Origin of the sequence: Nonomuraea sp. CA-218870 (assembly GCF_050936535.1) — a bacterium.
In the GTDB taxonomy this organism is placed as follows: Bacteria; Actinomycetota; Actinomycetes; order Streptosporangiales; family Streptosporangiaceae; genus Nonomuraea; species Nonomuraea corallina.
On sequence record NZ_JBNJMN010000001.1, the window covers coordinates 4,169,324 to 4,183,800 of the forward strand.

Sequence of the window (14,477 nt, forward strand, 5' to 3'; positions counted from 1 at the left end):
TCACCACCGACACTTCTCCGCCTTGAAGGCTGCGTGAGCAGGGATGACATGCCTGCGATCTTCGGGGATCCGGTGCGGACGCATAGTCATGAGTCTTGTCAGTCACGACGGCGAAGCGCCGCGCCGTCGGCCAGGACGGTGTGGGGCGGGGTGGCGGTCATGGCCGCATCCTGCCAACCGGCACCGACGACCGGCACCGACGACCGGCACCGACGACCGGCACCGACGACCGGCACCGACGACCGGCGCTGACGACCGGCCTGCCCGGAGTCCGCGGCGGCGGTGCCGCTCGCGTGGCGATCAGATCATGCAGACTGAAGGCGGCCGGGGGGTTCCGACACGAAGAGGGGTCAAGCATGGCAGGCGTCGAACGGGTGGGCGATCTCCTGCACCGCACCGCCTTCCGCACGCTCTCCCTGCTGGGATCCAGGGGCCAGGGCGCGCTCCTGCGGCGCTACTTCGACTGGTGGCACCGCAATCCCGACCCGTGGCGCATGGGGACGGACGCGTACGAGCAGGCCAAGTACGCCGCCACCCTCGCGCAGGTCCCCGGCGGCCGCTACCGGCGGATCCTGGAGGTGGGGTGCAGCGAGGGCGTCTTCACCGGGCTGCTGGTGGACGCCTACCCGGAGGCCGAGGTCACCGGACTCGACATCTCCGAGCGGGCGCTGGCCAGGGCGGCCGAGCGGGTGGCCAAGGCCGCCGGCCGGACCACGCTGCTGGCCGCCGACCTCCTCACCTTCACCTCCGAGCACCGCTACGACCTGGTGTTCTGCGCCGAGACGCTCTACTACCTCGGCCGCCGCGACCGGTTGCGGCTGGCCAGCGCGCAGCTGACCCGCCTGGTCGCCCCCGGCGGGGTGCTGGTGCTGGTGCACCCGTGGCCGGAGGCGAGGCGGCTGCACCGGTTCGTGCACGCCGGGCCGTTGTCCCCGGTGAGCGAGGTGGTGGAGGACTCGGGGCACCGGCCGTTCTCGGTGTCCGTCTACGAGGCGCGGGCAGCGGGCTCGACCGGCGCGTCCTGACCGGCGGGCGCCGGGCGCGATACGGGAATCCGCCATACGAGTCGGCGGGCGGCCTCGTGGTCGCGGCGTCCAGGCCCGCCTACCGTGACATCACATGATCACCCTTGACCGGCTCACCAAACGGTACGGCGAGCGCACCGCCGTCGACGGCCTCACCCTGCGGGTACGGCCCGGCGCCGTCACCGGCTTCCTCGGCCCGAACGGCGCCGGCAAGTCCACCACGATGCGCATGATCCTCGGCCTGGACCGGCCCACCTCCGGCGCCGCGCTCGTCGGCGGCGTCCCGTACCACCGGCTCGACCGCCCGCTGCGCGTCGTCGGGGCCCTGCTCGACGCCCGCGCCGTGCATCCCGGCCGCAGCGGCGGGGCGCACCTGCTGGCGCTCGCCCGTGCCAACGGCATCCCCGCCGCCCGCGTCGCCGAGGTGCTGGAGCGGGTGGGGCTGGGGCCGGTGGCCGGCAAACGGGCCGGCACGTACTCGCTGGGCATGAGCCAGCGTCTGGGCATCGCGGCGGCGCTGCTCGGCGACCCGGAGGTGCTCATGTTCGACGAACCCGTCAACGGGCTGGACCCGGACGGGGTGCGCTGGGTGCGCGAGCTGATGCGGTCGCTGGCCGCCGAGGGCCGCACCGTGTTCGTCTCCAGCCACCTGATGAGCGAGATGCAGCTCACCGCCGACCACCTCGTGGTGATCGGCAGGGGACGGCTGCTCGCGGACGCGCCGCTGTCGCGGCTGCTGGCCGCCACCGAGGTGCTGGTGCGCACCCCGCATGCGGACGACCTGGCGGCCCGCCTGGCCGCCGAGGGCCTGACGGCCGTCCGGCGCGGCGAGAACGACCTGCTGGTCACCGGCGCGAGCGCGGCCCGGGTCGGCGACCTCGCCCACGACGCGGGCGTCCGGCTGCACGAGCTGAGCCCGCGCGAGCCCTCGCTGGAGCAGGCCTTCCAGGAGCTGACGGCCGGCAGCGTCGAGTACGGGGTGGCACGATGAGGAACGCGGTGGCGGCCGAATGGGTCAAGCTCCGGTCGATCCGCTCCACCTGGCTGTGCCTGGCCGGCGGCGTGCTGGTGAGCGTGCTCGGCGCGATCACCCTGGGCGGCGCGGCGGCGATGGAACAGCCGCCGGTCCAGGCCACCGAGCCCGCCGTGTCGGTGATGCTGTTCTCCCAGTACGCGTCCATCACGCTGGCCGTGCTGGCCGTCACCACCGAGTACGCCTCCGGCACCATCAGGCCCACGCTGCAGGCGGTGCCGGTGCGCGGGCGGATGCTCGCGGCCAAGTCGATCGTGGTGGCGCCCGTGCTGTTCGCGACCGGGGTGCTGACCGGGGCCGTCGCCGCGCTCTGCACGTACCTGGTGCTGCTCGCGCCGGTGTTCCCCGCGCCTCCCTTCCTCGCCCCCGCCGAGGCCGCGGCCGACCTGCTGCGGCTCGGCGTCTTCCACGCGCTGATCGGCGTGCTGGCGGTGGGGGTGAGCACGGCGCTGCGCGGCTCGGCCGGGGCGCTCGCGGTGCTGTTCATGGTGACGCTCGGGCTGCCGCTGCTGCTGGTGATGACAGGCGGCGCGGTCGCGATGGAGGTGGCGCTGCGGCTGCCGACGTTCGCCGGGATGGCGTTCCTGGAGAGCACCGACAACCTGACCGGCGGGCTGCTTCCGTACCCGCCGGGCGAGGGCCTGGCCTGGCTCGCCGTCTGGACCGCGCTGGCCCTGGCCGCCGGCCACGCGGTGCTGCGCCGGCGCGACGCCTAGACTGCCGAGCCGTGGACGTCATCCTGCGCAGGTTCGCCGGGGTGGTGGCCGGGGCGGTCACCGCGGGAGCCGAGCTGCTGCTCCTCGCGCTGGCCTGGCCCCTCCGGGCGCGCTGGGCGCCGCGGCTGGTGGCGCTGGAACGCGCCCGGCTGCGGACCCTGCTCGGGTACGACACCGAGCCGGGCGACGGCCGCCACGTGGCCTACCTGGCGGCACGCGCGGCCGTGGGCCTGGCCGGCGGCTACCTGACGGTGGCGGCGAGCTTCGTCGGCGGGCTGTTCGTGGCCGGCGCGGGGTGGGTCCTGGCGACCGGGTCCGCCACTCCGGTGGCGCTGCGCTTCCCGGGCGTCAACCTGGTCACCGACAGCCTGGTCGTCGGCCTGGCGTACGGCGCCCTGCTGGCGGCGCTCGCGGCGCTCGCCTGCTGGGCGACCGTGGCCGTCGAACGGCGCCTGGCCGCCCGCTTCCTCGGTCCCGGTGAACGGGAGCGGATGCGGCGGCGCATCGCCGAGCTGACCGCCACCCGCTCCGGCATCGTGCGCGCCGTCGACGACGAGCGCCGCCGCATCGAGCGTGACCTGCACGACGGCGTCCAGCAGCGCGGCGTCGCCCTGGCCATGCTGCTGGGCCGGGCCCGGCACCGGCCCGCCGACGCCGCCGACCTGGTGGACCAGGCCTACGCCGAGGCGCGCCGGCTTCTGGACGAGCTGCGCAGCGTGGCCTGGCGCGTCTATCCGACCGCGCTCGACGAGCTGGGGCTGCGCGCCGCGCTCGCCGGGGTGGCCGAGCGCTCGCCCGTACCCGTGATCCTGCACTACCGGCTCGACGGGCGGCCGGCGCCGGAGGTGGAGACCGCGCTCTACTTCGTCGCCAGGGAGGCGATCACCAACGCCGTCAAGCACGCCCGCGCCCGTGACATCCTGGTCGTGATCGGCGAGGACGGGAAGGCGGTGCGGGTGGACGTCTCCGACGACGGCGCGGGCGGGGCCGACCCGTCCGGCGGCGGCCTGTCCGGGCTGGCCCGCCGGGTGTCCGCGCTCGACGGCACGTTCGAGGTGGTCAGTCCCGCCGGCGGCGGCACCCGGGTGAGCGCGACCCTGCCCAGGGAGCCGCCGTGCGACTGATCCTGGCCGAGGACTCCGTGCTCCTCCGTGAAGGGCTGGCCAGGCTGCTGGAGGACGCCGGCCACGCGGTCGTGGCCGCGGTCGGCGACGCGCCCGCCCTGGTCGAGGCCGTCGCCGCGCACCGGCCCGACGTGGCCGTGGTCGACGTGCGGATGCCGCCGACCCACACCGACGACGGTCTGCGCGCCGCGCTGCGCATCCGCGAGAGCTGGCCCGAGGTGGGCGTGCTGGTGCTGTCGCAGTACGTCGACAAGACGTACGCGGCCCAGCTGCTGGCCGGGTCCGGCGACCGCCTGGGTTACCTCCTCAAGGACCGGGTGTCGGAGGTGGCCGAGTTCCTCGACTCGCTGGAGCGGGTGCACGCCGGCGGCACCGTCATCGACCCCGAGGTGGTCCGCCAGCTGCTGGCCCGCACCGGCCGCGCCGACCCGCTGCGCCGGCTCACCGGCCGCGAGCGCGAGGTGCTCCACCGGCTGGCGCAGGGGTACGCCAACGGGGCGATAGCCGCATCCCTGCACGTATCATTGAGCACGGTCGAGAAGCACATCCAAGCCATCTTCGACAAGCTGGAGCTGCCGGCCGCCCCCGCCTACAGCCGCAGGGTGCTGGCGATCCTGCGTTATCTGGACGACTGACCGGGGGCGACGACACGCGTGCACGATCTCCACGATCTCCGAGCCGACTGCGGGAGCTGTTCCGGGCTGTGCTGCGTGGCGCTGCCCTTCTCCCGTTCCGCCGACTTCGCGGCCGACAAGGCGGCCGGGGAGCCGTGCCGCAACCTGGGGGCCGACTTCCGCTGCGGCATCCACCGCGACCTACGGCGCGAGGGTTACCCCGGCTGCGTGGCCTACGACTGCTTCGGCGCGGGGCAGAAGGTCTCGCAGGTCGTGTACGCGGGTCAGGACTGGCGGCGTCGGCCCGGGTCCGCCCGTCAGATGTTCGCCGTCTTCCCGGTGGTGCGGCAGCTCCACGAGCTGCTGTGGTACCTCGCCGAGGCGCTCGCCCTGCCCGCCGCCCGGTCCCTGCGCCCCGGCCTGCGCGAGCGCCTCGACGAGATCGAACGGCTCACCCGCGGCACCCCCGAGGAGATCCTCGCGGTCGACGTGGCAGCCTGCCGCGCGCGGGCCAACCCGCTGCTGCTGCGCGCCAGCGAGCTGGCCCGCGCCGGGCTGCGCGGCAAGAAGCGCAGGGGAGCGGACCTGATGGGCGCCGACCTCAGGGGCGCCGACCTGCGTGGCGCCGACCTGCGCGGCGCCTACCTCATCGGCGCCCAGCTCAAGGGCGCCGACCTGCGACGGGCCGACCTCATCGGGGCCGACCTGCGCGCCGCCGACCTGAGCGGCGCCGACCTGACGGGCAGCCTCTTCCTGACCCGGTCCCAGCTGGGCTCCGCCGAGGGCGACGCCGCCACGAAGCTGCCGCCCGCCCTCGACCGGCCCGGCCACTGGACCGCCCACTGACCCGGCACGCCGCCGGTCCGTGTGACGGTCAGCGGTCCAGGCGGTAGAAGCGGAAGAAGTCGTCGTCCACCGGCAGCACCGCGCAGCGGGCGAAACCGGCCTCGGAGGCGTGCTCCCGTACCGCGTCCGCGCGGAACACCGTGCCGGTCGCGGCCGTCGGCCGGTCCGTCAGCTGGGTGGGCAGGCAGTGCGTGACGCTCCAGCCGTACATCAGCCGCTCGACCTGGTCGCCCGGCGCGGTGAACGCGTCCGCCACCCGCTCGTCGGCGACCAGGACCGCGCCGCCGTCGGCGAGGGCGGCGCGCATCGCGCGCAGCGCCTCCACCGGCCGCGTCATGTCGTGCAGCGCCTCCAGGACGACCACCAGGTCGTACGGGCCGGTCTCCGGCAGCCGGGTCACGTCGGCGTGCAGCACCCGGACCCGATCGCCGAGCCCGGCCTGCTCGGCGTGGGCGCGGGCGTCGGCGACGGAGGCGGCGTCCAGGTCCAGGCCGTCCACCCGGGCGCCGGGGAAGGCGCGGGCCAGCGCGAGCGTGGACCAGCCCTGCCCGCAGCCGACGTCGGCGACACGCGGGGCGGGCGCCGCGCCCAGCCGCTCCACCACGTCGGGCAGCGCCCGCAGCCACGTGCCGGTCAGGTCGTGGGTGAAGGCGGGCCGGTTGATGCGGCCCTGCCCGTGCCGGAACGCGCGCCCGTACGCGCAGTACGGAACCCCGTCGCCGGTCCGGTACGCGTCCGCGACCCGGTCAAGCACGCCGCCGATGCCGGCCACCAGGTGCCCGAACGGGGCGACGTGCGCGGGGTCGTCGGCGTGCACCAGCACCGGGGCGTGCTCGGGCGGCAGTGCGAAGGCGCGTTCCGCGCCGGGCGTCTCCCGCACGTCGAGCAGCCCGGCGACGGCCTGCTGCTCCAGCCACTCGCGGGCGTACCGGGGCGCGATCCCGGCGGCGCCGGCGAGCCCGGCGGGAGTGAGCGGGCCCCGATCGTGCAGCACCTGGTACAGGCCCAGCTCGGAGCCCAGGTACACGGAGTAGAGCTCAAGGGCGCCGATCGTGCTCTCGAACAACCGGTCCGCCAGCCGGGCGGTGCGCTCGGCGTCGAGGATGAGGTCGGTGGACATGGCGGGTCTCGCTTTCGGTGGATGACGGCCACGAGAGAGCATCTACCCAGCCGACCTGCGGCAATAGGGAAAAGTACTGGTATCAAGGCATCTCGGCCGCCGGCCCGTGACGCGAGATGTGAGATTCGCCCGGAAGACGACTGATACTCCAGGGTGCGTCAGTTTTGCGGGAGCGTCTAGCGTTATGCTCCCCGGCATGGACGTGCTGTCGGACGCGGTCACCGCGGCGCGGACCGGCCGCCCGCACGCCGGCCGCGTCATCAGGAAAACCCCCTTCGCCGACAGCGTCCCGGCGGGGGAGGGGGCCGCGTTCCACGTCGTGCTGCAGGGCTCGTGCCTGCTGCTGCCCCCGGACGCCGAGCCGGTGCCGCTCACGGTGGGCGACGTGGCGTTCCTGCCCAGAGCCGCCGCGCACGGGCTGACCGCCTGCCCGTCCGCGCCGCCAGGCGGCACCACCGTGCTGCTGTCCGGCGGCTGTCCGATGGACGTGGACCGGGCCCACCCGCTGCTCGCCGAGCTGCCCGAACTCCTGCACCTGCCCGCCAAGGTGGGCCGCGACCCGGGGCTGCACGCGGCCGTCGACCTGCTCGGTCAGGAACTCGACGCGCCCGGCCCCGGCGGCGACGCGGCCCTGCCGGCGCTGCTCGACCTGCTGCTGCTCTACCTCCTGCGGGACTGGCTGGCGGGGCGGCCAGGCGGCTGGGCGGCTGCCCTGCGCGACCCCGCCGTGGCCGCGGCCCTGCGCGCCGTCCACGCCGACCCGGCCCGGCCGTGGTCCGTCGAGGAGCTGGGCAGGAGAGGCGGGCTGTCCAGGGCGGCGTTCGCCCGGCGGTTCGCCGCGCTGGTGGGCCGGCCGCCGCTGGCGTACCTCACCTGGTGGCGGCTGACCACCGCCGCCCGGCTGCTCCGCGACACGGACGCGCCGCTCACCGCCATAGCCGCCCAGGTCGGCTACGGCTCCGAGCCCGCGCTCGCGCACGCCTTCAAACGGGAGTACGGACTCGCCCCCGGCGCCTACCGCCGAGCCGCCACCACCCGGACGCCGGCCCCGGCCGCCCGCCCATGAGTACCCGCCCGATCGCCGGGCGGGTGATGGCCGGACGGGTGGTCGTGGGGGTTCGCGTCAGGCGAAGGCGTCGACGCCGGTGAGGTCGGCCGACAGCCGCCACAGCCGGGCCGCCTCGCCGGGGTCCGTCGCGTGGCGGCGCACGCCGGGCCCCGCGCCCGCGTCGTCGGCCTGCTCCGCCACGTCGCAGTCCTCCAGGTAGAGGCCGCCCAGGCCGTCGAGCCGCGGCGACGTCGCCGCCCACACCTGCGTGGCCGCCCCCTGCTCCGGCGTCTTGAAGCTGTCGGCGACCAGGTTGCCCTCCTCGTCGATCCAGCCCGCCGCCACCATCTCCGCCTTGGGCAGGTGCCGCTGGAGCGGCGTCAGGATGCTGCCCGGGTGCAGGGAGAACGCGCGCACCCCGGAGGGCGCCGCGAGCCGGTCCAGGTGGACGGCGAACAGCACGTTCGCGCTCTTGGACTGCCCGTACGCCGACCACTTGTCGTACCCGGCGGCGAAGTGGACGTCGTCCCAGCGGATGCCGGTCATGCGATGGGCGTTCGACGACACCGACACCACCCGGCCGCCGCCGCGCCGTAGGGCCGGCCAGAGCAGGTTGACCAGCGCGTAGTGGCCCAGATGGTTGGTGGCGAACTGCAGCTCCCACCCCGGCCCCACCCGCGTCTCCGGGGCGGCCATCACCCCCGCGTTGTTGATCATGATGTGCACGTCGCGGCCGGAGCCGAGAAAACGCCCGGCGAAGCCGCGCACGCTGCCGAGGTCGGCCAGGTCGAGCGCGTCCACCTCAACCCCGCCGATGCCGGCGACCGCCTTCGCGGCCTGCTCCGGCCGCCTGGCGGGCACCACGACCCGCGCCCCCGCCTCCGCGAGCGCCCGTGTGGTCTCCAGGCCGAGCCCCGAGTAGCCGCCGGTGACGATGGCCAGCCTGCCGGTCAGGTCGACGCCGTGCAGCACCTCGCGGGCGGTGGTGCGGGCGCCGAAACCGGATCCGATCCTCTGCTGCGCTGTGGTCATGGAGCCGAGGCTACGAAGTGGAGTGCGCTCCAGGTCAAGCCGGCGGCTCGTACGGCTGGTCGAGCCGTTCCGCCAGTTCGCGCAGGCACTCCTCGAACGATCGCGGCGGTGTAGGCGGCGAGCTGGTCGCGCAGCTCGGGGGCCAGCTCGCCGAGCTCGGGCACCCGGAACCCCTCCGTCTCCCACAGCTCGGCGAAGATCACGACCCGCTCTCGCTGCGCGGCCTGCTGCAGCCCGGCGACACGCTGCGCACGTACACGATCTGGGACTACGCGTCGCGCGAGCGCGCCATCGAGCTCCGCGCCTACCTGTACGGGGGAGACGGGATCGGGCTGCGCCCGGCAACACGGGCGCCGCCTACGTGGCCGGGGAGGCGCGGACCTGCCAGCTTGTCAGGAACTATCTGGTCCGCGAGCGCAACCGGCCGCGGACCTCGATCACGGTGAAACCGTTCTGGGCCCCCGGCAAGCGGGGGCTGCACCACTGAGCACGGCGTCAGGGCAGCCGGCCGACGTGGGCGAGCGCCTGCTTGAGCAGCACCCCCTGGCCGCCGGTCATCTCCTGCTGCACCATCGGCGAGGCCGCCTCCTCGGGGGTGAACCACACCAGGTCCAGCGCGTCCTGCCGGGGCCGGCAGTCGCCGCGGACCGGCACGATGTAGGCCAGCGAGACCGCGTGCTGGCGCGGGTCGTGGTAAGGCGTGACGCCGGGCGTCGGGAAGTACTCGGCCACCGTGAACGGAGCCGGAGACACGGGCAGACTCGGCAGCGCCACCGGTCCGAGGTCCTTCTCCAGGTGGCGCAGCAGGGCGTCGCGGATCCGCTCGTGGTGGAGCACCCGCCCGGAGACCAGGGCCCTGCTGACGGTCCCGTCGGGCGCGATGCGCAGCAGCAGCCCGACGCGGGTCACCACGCCGGTGTCGTCCACCCGCACCGGAACCGCGTCGACGTACAGGATCGGCATGCGGCCCCGCACCGACTCGAGCTCCTCCGGAGCGAGCCAGCCGGGCACCGTCTCGGTAATCTCGGTCACTCGCTGATCGTACTGTTCCCCGGATCGTGGCCGGTCAGCGGAGTCCGGAGCGCGGCGGGTGTCGGCGTAGGCTCACCGGTGTGACGTGGTGGAAGCAGGGAGCCGTCTGGTGGCAGGTCTACCCGCTGGGTTTCACCGGCGCCGAGCCCGCGGCCCCGCCGCCGGGCACGCCGGTTCGCCACCGCCTGCGGCACCTGGAGTCGTGGCTGGGTTACGCCGCCGAGCTGGGCTGCTCGGCGCTGCAGCTCGGGCCGATCTTCGCGTCGGAGACGCACGGCTACGACACGCTGGACCATTTCCGCGTCGACCCCCGGCTCGGTGACGAGGCGGACTTCGACCGGCTGGTTCGCGCCGCCCGCGACCACGGGCTGCGGCTCGTCCTGGACGGCGTGTTCAACCATGTGGGCAGGGGCCACCCGAGGTTCGCCGATCCGGGCTCGGCGCACTGGTTCGTGCCCCGGGACGGCGGCCACGCCACGTTCGAGGGCCACCACGGGCTGGTCGAGCTCAACCACGACCATCCCGAGGTCCTGGAGTACGTGGTCGGCGTCATGGACCACTGGCTGGACCGCGGGGCCTCCGGCTGGCGGCTCGACGCCGCATACGCGATGCCCGCCTCCTTCTGGCACAAGGCGCTGGCCCAGGTGCGCCCGCGCCACCCGGAGGCGTGCTTCGTCGGCGAGGTGATCCACGGCGACTACGCCGCCTACGTGGCCGAGAGCGGGCTGGACTCGGTCACCCAGTACGAGCTGTGGAAGGCCGTCTGGAGCTCGCTGAACGACCGCAACCTCTACGAGCTGGCCTGGGCGCTGGACCGGCACGACGCGCTGCTGGAGTCGTTCGTCCCGCTGACCTTCGTCGGCAACCACGACGTGACCCGGCTGGCCACCCGGCTCGACGACGAGCGCCACCTGGGTCACGCGCTGGCCGTGCTGTTCACCGTGGGCGGCGTGCCGAGCGTCTACTACGGCGACGAGCAGGGCCTGCGCGGGCTGAAGGAGGAGCGGCCGGGCGGCGACGACGCGATCAGGCCCGCCTTCCCCGCCGTCCCCGAGGAACTCGGCCCGGACGGACGGCCCGTCCACCGGCTCCACCGGCGGCTGATCGCGCTGCGCCGAAGCCACCCGTGGCTGACCCGCGCCAGGACGGCCGTGCCCCACCTGACCAACACGGCGATGGCGCTGGAGAGCTCCGGCGACGGCAGGCTGCTGACCCTGCTGAACTGCGGCCCCGAGCCCTACCTGTTCCCCGTGGACGTCTCGGGTCTCGCGGTCGCCGAGAGCTCCGGCGCTGACGCGGCCGATCCCCGCCTGGTGCCCGCGCACGGCTGGACGATCCTCACCGGAGGCTGAACGTCCGCGCGTAGTCGTGCAGCGCGTCGACCGTGGCCGCCACGCTCGCGGCCGGCGGCTGCACGACGAACGAGGTGACGCCCGCCTCCGCCAGCCGGCCCAGATGGTCGCGGTGCTCCTCGACCGAGCCGCCGTCGATCATGTACCGGTGCGCGGGGGTGCGCACCTGCACCTCGATCGCCCGCCCGGCCAGCTCGCGGACCTCCGCGACGTGCCCGGCGAGCTGCCCGATCGTGGTGATCTGCGAGGTCCTGGCGGTACGGGCGCTCTCGGCGGTCGTCAGGAAAGGGCTCCAGCCCTGGTGGCGGGCGGCCCGGCGGCGGGCCGTCGCGCTGTTGCCGCCGATCCAGATGGGCGGACCGCCGGGCGTGTCCGGCGCCGGCAGCGCGGCCACGCCGCGGCCCTCGAAGATCGGCCCGTGGTGGTCGAACGGCACGGTCGTCCACACGCCCCGCATCACCTCGATCGACTCGTCGAAGCGGGCGTTGCGCCCGGCCAGGTCCACCCCCATCGCCAGGAACTCCGAGCGCAGGTAGCCCGCCCCGGCCACCACGGTCAGCCGCCCGGCCGACAGCAGGTCGACCGTGGCCAGGCTCTTGGCCAGCAGGAACGGGTTGTGGTACGGCAGCACGAGCAGGTACGTCATCAGCCGGATCCGCTCCGACACGGCGGCGCAGTAGCTCAGCGCGGCGATCGGGTCGAGGCTCTCGTGGCCGCCGGCGTCCAGCCACTTCTTCGACGGCGCCGGGTGCTCGGTGAACCCGACGGCGGCGAACCCGGCCTCCTCGGCCGCCCGCACGACCTGCCGCATCCCGTCAGGACGGACGAGGGCGGGGTCGTAGCCGGGCACGCTGACCGGGTACTCGACGGTGAACTTCACGGGGGCTCCTCCGGCTGCCGGCCTGGGACTATCAGATGAATCTTATAACTGATGGGGTTCCCAGCTTATGATCTACATCGTAAAGGCAGTCGCGTTGAATGAATTTTAAAAGAAATAACACCAAATTCTGCGACTTAGGGCATCAATAACCGCACAGTGCGTCATTGGGCCTCCCTGTTTCCGGCGATTCTCCTTACGATCACATCGGCCGACACGATCTACGGAGGGATCGCGCATGACGATCGAGATCAGAAAGGTCGAAGAAGTCGAGACCACCGGTAACAGCAACAGCTGCTGACCGTCGCGGGGCCCTCTTCGCGAGGGCCCCGCCTTCATGCCGACGGGAGCCGCCTCCATGCCCAGGATTCAGGTGAATCCGGCTTTCCCCCTTTTCATCGACGACGCGCATGAGCAGGTGCGGCTGGGGGACTTCCCGCCGACCGGCCTGATCCTGGACCCGGCCGCCGCGCCGCTGCGCCGCCTGATCCGGCTGTGCGCCCGCGAGCCGGTCGAGCGGGCCGACCTGTACGCGCAGATCGGCGAGGTGCCCCCGGAGGAGATCGACGCGGCGGTGGCGCGGCTGCTGGAGGCCCGGGTCCTGGTCACCGACGACGAGCTCGGCGCGCTGGCGGCTGACACCGGGCTCTCCCGCTTCGCGCTGTTCCTGTCCATGTTCCGGCCCGCGGCCGAGGTCACCGCCGCGCTCGGCGAGCTGCGCCGCGCCCATGTGGCGGTGCTCGGCGTCGGCGCGATCGGCGGGGCCGTGGCCCTCCAGCTCGCCACCGGCGGCGTCGGCCGGCTCACGCTCCTGGACCATGACCGGGTGGAGGAGAGCAACCTGCACCGCCAGCACCTGTACGCGGCGGACGACGTGGGCGAGCTCAAGACGGCGGCGGCCGCGCGGCGGCTGCGGGCGCACCGCCCGGACGTGCGGGTGACCGTCGTGGACCGGCGCATCACCGGGCCTGAGGACGTGGTGACGGCCGCCGACCTCGTGGTCAACACCGTCGACACGCCGCGGCCCGACATCGCCCGCTGGGTGAACCGGGCCTGTGTGGAGGCCGGGGTGCCGTTCGTGACGGGCGGGTTCAATCAGCACGTCGGCCTGGCCGGGCCGCTCGTGGTGCCCGGCAAGACCGGCTGCCTGGCCTGCCAGGAACGGTCGCTGGCCGCCCGGTACGGCAGCGCGGAGCTGCCCGTCGGCGACAACCCGGAGCGGGTGATCCCGTCCTTCGGGCCGCTGTGCCAGATCGTGTCCGGGATGCTGGCCTCCGAGGTGATCCGCTATCTGGCGGGCGCCGGGGTCCCGGCGGTCGAGGGGTGCGGCGTCTGGCTCGACCTGCTGACGCTGACCACCACGATCAGGGAGTTCCCCCGGTACGACGGGTGCGGGGTCTGCGGGTGAACACCGATCTGTCCTTCCTGACGGTGGTGGCCGACGGGCCGGACGACTACGTGATCGGCAACGGGGAGACGTTCGTGCACGTCCCGGCCGTGGCGGCGGCCGTGGTGGCGGTGCTCGACGGCACCCGCACGGTGGCGCAGGCGCGCGAGCGGGTGCGGGCCGAACGCGGCGTGGACGTGGACGTGGCCGCCTTCGTGGGCGGGCTGGAGGGGGCGGGGCTGCTGCGGCGGGCCGGGCGGGCGCCGAACGTGTGGGACCGGATCCGCCCGCGGCACGTGGCCTGGTTCTTCTCCCGTCCCGCCGACGTGGCGCTGCTGCTGCTCACCGGGTGCGCGCTGGCGGCCGCCGTGGCCGAGCCTCGGGTGCGGCCCGACGTGACGGCGCTGGTGTGGACGGGGAGCCTGACGTTCACGCTGGCGTTCGCCGCCGGATCGTGGATCCTGGTGCTCCTGCACGAACTGGGCCACATCGCCGCCGCGCGCTCGCTGGGCGTGCGGGCCGAGCTGTCGCTGGGCACCCGGCTGCAGTTCCTGGTGGTGCAGACCCGGATGACCGGGGTGTGGGGGGTGCCGCGGCGGGCCCGCTACCGGGCCTACCTGGCGGGGATGCGGGTCGACTGGACGCTCATCTGCCTGTCGGCGTGCGTCCTGTACGCGACCGGGGCGGCGCTCGCGCGGCTGGTGATGGTCATCTGCCTGGCGCAGGTGGTCTGGCAGTTCCTGTTCTTCATGCGTACGGACGTGTACTACGTGTTCGCCAACGCCAGCGGGAACAAGAACCTCATGGCCGACGCGCAGGCGCACCTGCGCGGGCGGGGCGGCGGGGCGCGGCTGAGCGTGCGCGTGTACGCCTGGTTCCTGGTCGTGGGACGGGTGCTGGGGCTGGCGTTCTTCGCCCTCTACACGGTGCCGATCACGGTGGCGGTGTGCGGGCGGGCGGCGGCGGAGCTGGCGGCCGGGTCATGGTGGGAACCGATGGCCACTCTCGCGGTGATAAGCGTCGGATGGGTGCTTTATCTGGTGATTCTGGCCCGCCGTTTTCTCCGGTGGATTCGCCGTTTTTCGTGACGGTATGAGGAAGCCAATGTTTCCTGTTTTATCGCGGTAATTCTCCCTACCTGTTTCACGACCTCCCGATAAAACGCCGCCCCCGTCGCCGTCCGCGCGCCGGGTCGCTTCCTGGTCGCTTCGGGGCAGGCATGACCGGTTCCTCGCCGGAAGATGTCCGAAGCTGATCGTCGCTTGGACCAA

Annotated in this window: 16 protein-coding genes; 11 read left to right on the top strand and 5 right to left on the bottom strand. The window is 73.8% G+C overall.

Annotated features, from left to right (window positions below):
* The first annotated feature begins 356 nt into the window (after window positions 1-356).
* The 6 genes from ACQEUU_RS20175 (at window position 357) to ACQEUU_RS20200 (ending at window position 5,358) form a co-directional block, all read left to right on the top strand.
* Window positions 357-1,025, top strand: coding sequence for a class I SAM-dependent methyltransferase (locus ACQEUU_RS20175; RefSeq protein WP_433068076.1), 669 nt, complete (start codon window positions 357-359; stop codon window positions 1,023-1,025).
* Window positions 1,026-1,119: 94 nt separating this feature from the next.
* A complete protein-coding gene (locus ACQEUU_RS20180) occupies window positions 1,120-2,016 on the top strand; it encodes an ATP-binding cassette domain-containing protein (RefSeq protein ID WP_433068078.1) in 897 nt (298 codons plus the stop codon).
* Entirely contained in the window at window positions 2,013-2,774 is a 762-nt protein-coding gene (locus tag ACQEUU_RS20185; RefSeq protein ID WP_433068079.1) for an ABC transporter permease, read from the top strand. The genes ACQEUU_RS20180 and ACQEUU_RS20185 overlap by 4 nt, the downstream gene beginning before the upstream one ends.
* 11 nt (window positions 2,775-2,785) lie before the next feature.
* The gene (locus tag ACQEUU_RS20190) at window positions 2,786-3,898 is read left to right on the top strand and encodes a sensor histidine kinase (RefSeq protein ID WP_433068081.1); all 1,113 of its coding nucleotides are present in this window, start codon (window positions 2,786-2,788) and stop codon (window positions 3,896-3,898) included.
* The gene (locus ACQEUU_RS20195) at window positions 3,889-4,533 is read left to right on the top strand and encodes a response regulator (protein ID WP_433068082.1); all 645 of its coding nucleotides are present in this window, start codon (window positions 3,889-3,891) and stop codon (window positions 4,531-4,533) included. Before ACQEUU_RS20190 ends, ACQEUU_RS20195 begins: the two co-directional genes overlap by 10 nt.
* A gap of 75 nt (window positions 4,534-4,608) precedes the next feature.
* The gene (locus ACQEUU_RS20200) at window positions 4,609-5,358 is read left to right on the top strand and encodes a pentapeptide repeat-containing protein (RefSeq protein WP_433068084.1); all 750 of its coding nucleotides are present in this window, start codon (window positions 4,609-4,611) and stop codon (window positions 5,356-5,358) included.
* 28 nt (window positions 5,359-5,386) lie between these two features.
* Here ACQEUU_RS20200 and ACQEUU_RS20205 read toward each other — a convergent pair whose 3' ends face one another.
* Window positions 5,387-6,478: an SAM-dependent methyltransferase gene (locus ACQEUU_RS20205; protein ID WP_433068086.1), complete on the bottom strand. Its 1,092-nt coding sequence runs from the start codon at window positions 6,476-6,478 to the stop codon at window positions 5,387-5,389.
* Window positions 6,479-6,674: 196 nt separating this feature from the next.
* Here ACQEUU_RS20205 and ACQEUU_RS20210 point away from each other — a divergent pair, with 196 nt between their 5' ends.
* Complete coding sequence (locus tag ACQEUU_RS20210; protein ID WP_433068087.1) at window positions 6,675-7,544, top strand: AraC family transcriptional regulator; 870 nt, start codon at window positions 6,675-6,677, stop codon at window positions 7,542-7,544.
* 57 nt (window positions 7,545-7,601) lie between these two features.
* Here the strand turns inward: ACQEUU_RS20210 and ACQEUU_RS20215 are convergent, their stop codons facing one another.
* Together ACQEUU_RS20215 and ACQEUU_RS20220 are read right to left on the bottom strand one after the other, a co-directional pair.
* A complete protein-coding gene (locus tag ACQEUU_RS20215; protein WP_433068089.1) occupies window positions 7,602-8,558 on the bottom strand; it encodes an SDR family NAD(P)-dependent oxidoreductase in 957 nt (318 codons plus the stop codon).
* Complete coding sequence (locus tag ACQEUU_RS20220) at window positions 8,555-8,761, bottom strand: hypothetical protein (protein WP_433068091.1); 207 nt, start codon at window positions 8,759-8,761, stop codon at window positions 8,555-8,557. Before ACQEUU_RS20220 ends, ACQEUU_RS20215 begins: the two co-directional genes overlap by 4 nt.
* Before the next feature lie 158 nt (window positions 8,762-8,919).
* Here ACQEUU_RS20220 and ACQEUU_RS20225 point away from each other — a divergent pair, with 158 nt between their 5' ends.
* Window positions 8,920-9,045 carry a hypothetical protein gene (locus ACQEUU_RS20225; RefSeq protein WP_433068092.1) on the top strand — a complete coding sequence of 42 codons (126 nt, stop codon included), beginning with the start codon at window positions 8,920-8,922 and terminating at the stop codon, window positions 9,043-9,045.
* A gap of 8 nt (window positions 9,046-9,053) precedes the next feature.
* Here the strand turns inward: ACQEUU_RS20225 and ACQEUU_RS20230 are convergent, their stop codons facing one another.
* Window positions 9,054-9,590, bottom strand: a complete 537-nt coding sequence (locus tag ACQEUU_RS20230) for an NUDIX hydrolase family protein (protein WP_433068094.1) — start codon at window positions 9,588-9,590, stop codon at window positions 9,054-9,056.
* Between the two features lie 80 nt (window positions 9,591-9,670).
* Here ACQEUU_RS20230 and ACQEUU_RS20235 point away from each other — a divergent pair, with 80 nt between their 5' ends.
* Window positions 9,671-10,942, top strand: coding sequence for an alpha-amylase family protein (locus ACQEUU_RS20235; RefSeq protein ID WP_433068096.1), 1,272 nt, complete (start codon window positions 9,671-9,673; stop codon window positions 10,940-10,942).
* Here the strand turns inward: ACQEUU_RS20235 and ACQEUU_RS20240 are convergent.
* Window positions 10,929-11,822, bottom strand: a complete 894-nt coding sequence (locus ACQEUU_RS20240) for a TIGR03619 family F420-dependent LLM class oxidoreductase (RefSeq protein ID WP_433068098.1) — start codon at window positions 11,820-11,822, stop codon at window positions 10,929-10,931. The genes ACQEUU_RS20235 and ACQEUU_RS20240 overlap by 14 nt on opposite strands.
* 355 nt (window positions 11,823-12,177) lie before the next feature.
* Here ACQEUU_RS20240 and ACQEUU_RS20245 point away from each other — a divergent pair, with 355 nt between their 5' ends.
* Both ACQEUU_RS20245 and ACQEUU_RS20250 read left to right on the top strand, forming a co-directional pair.
* The gene (locus tag ACQEUU_RS20245; RefSeq protein WP_433068100.1) at window positions 12,178-13,227 is read left to right on the top strand and encodes a ThiF family adenylyltransferase; all 1,050 of its coding nucleotides are present in this window, start codon (window positions 12,178-12,180) and stop codon (window positions 13,225-13,227) included.
* The gene (locus ACQEUU_RS20250) at window positions 13,224-14,294 is read left to right on the top strand and encodes a hypothetical protein (RefSeq protein WP_433068101.1); all 1,071 of its coding nucleotides are present in this window, start codon (window positions 13,224-13,226) and stop codon (window positions 14,292-14,294) included. The genes ACQEUU_RS20245 and ACQEUU_RS20250 overlap by 4 nt, the downstream gene beginning before the upstream one ends.
* The last annotated feature ends 183 nt before the right edge of the window (window positions 14,295-14,477 follow it).

Bases quoted from the DNA above. Each gene is read 5' to 3' on its own strand.
- ACQEUU_RS20175 (WP_433068076.1), top strand. From the start codon at position 357: ATGGCAGGCGTCGAACGGGTGGGCGATCTCCTGCACCGCACCGCCTTC.
- ACQEUU_RS20180 (WP_433068078.1), top strand. From the start codon at position 1,120: ATGATCACCCTTGACCGGCTCACCAAACGGTACGGCGAGCGCACCGCC.
- ACQEUU_RS20185 (WP_433068079.1), top strand. From the start codon at position 2,013: ATGAGGAACGCGGTGGCGGCCGAATGGGTCAAGCTCCGGTCGATCCGC.
- ACQEUU_RS20205 (WP_433068086.1), bottom strand. From the start codon at position 6,478: ATGTCCACCGACCTCATCCTCGACGCCGAGCGCACCGCCCGGCTGGCG.
- ACQEUU_RS20210 (WP_433068087.1), top strand. From the start codon at position 6,675: ATGGACGTGCTGTCGGACGCGGTCACCGCGGCGCGGACCGGCCGCCCG.
- ACQEUU_RS20215 (WP_433068089.1), bottom strand. From the start codon at position 8,558: ATGACCACAGCGCAGCAGAGGATCGGATCCGGTTTCGGCGCCCGCACC.
- ACQEUU_RS20245 (WP_433068100.1), top strand. From the start codon at position 12,178: ATGCCCAGGATTCAGGTGAATCCGGCTTTCCCCCTTTTCATCGACGAC.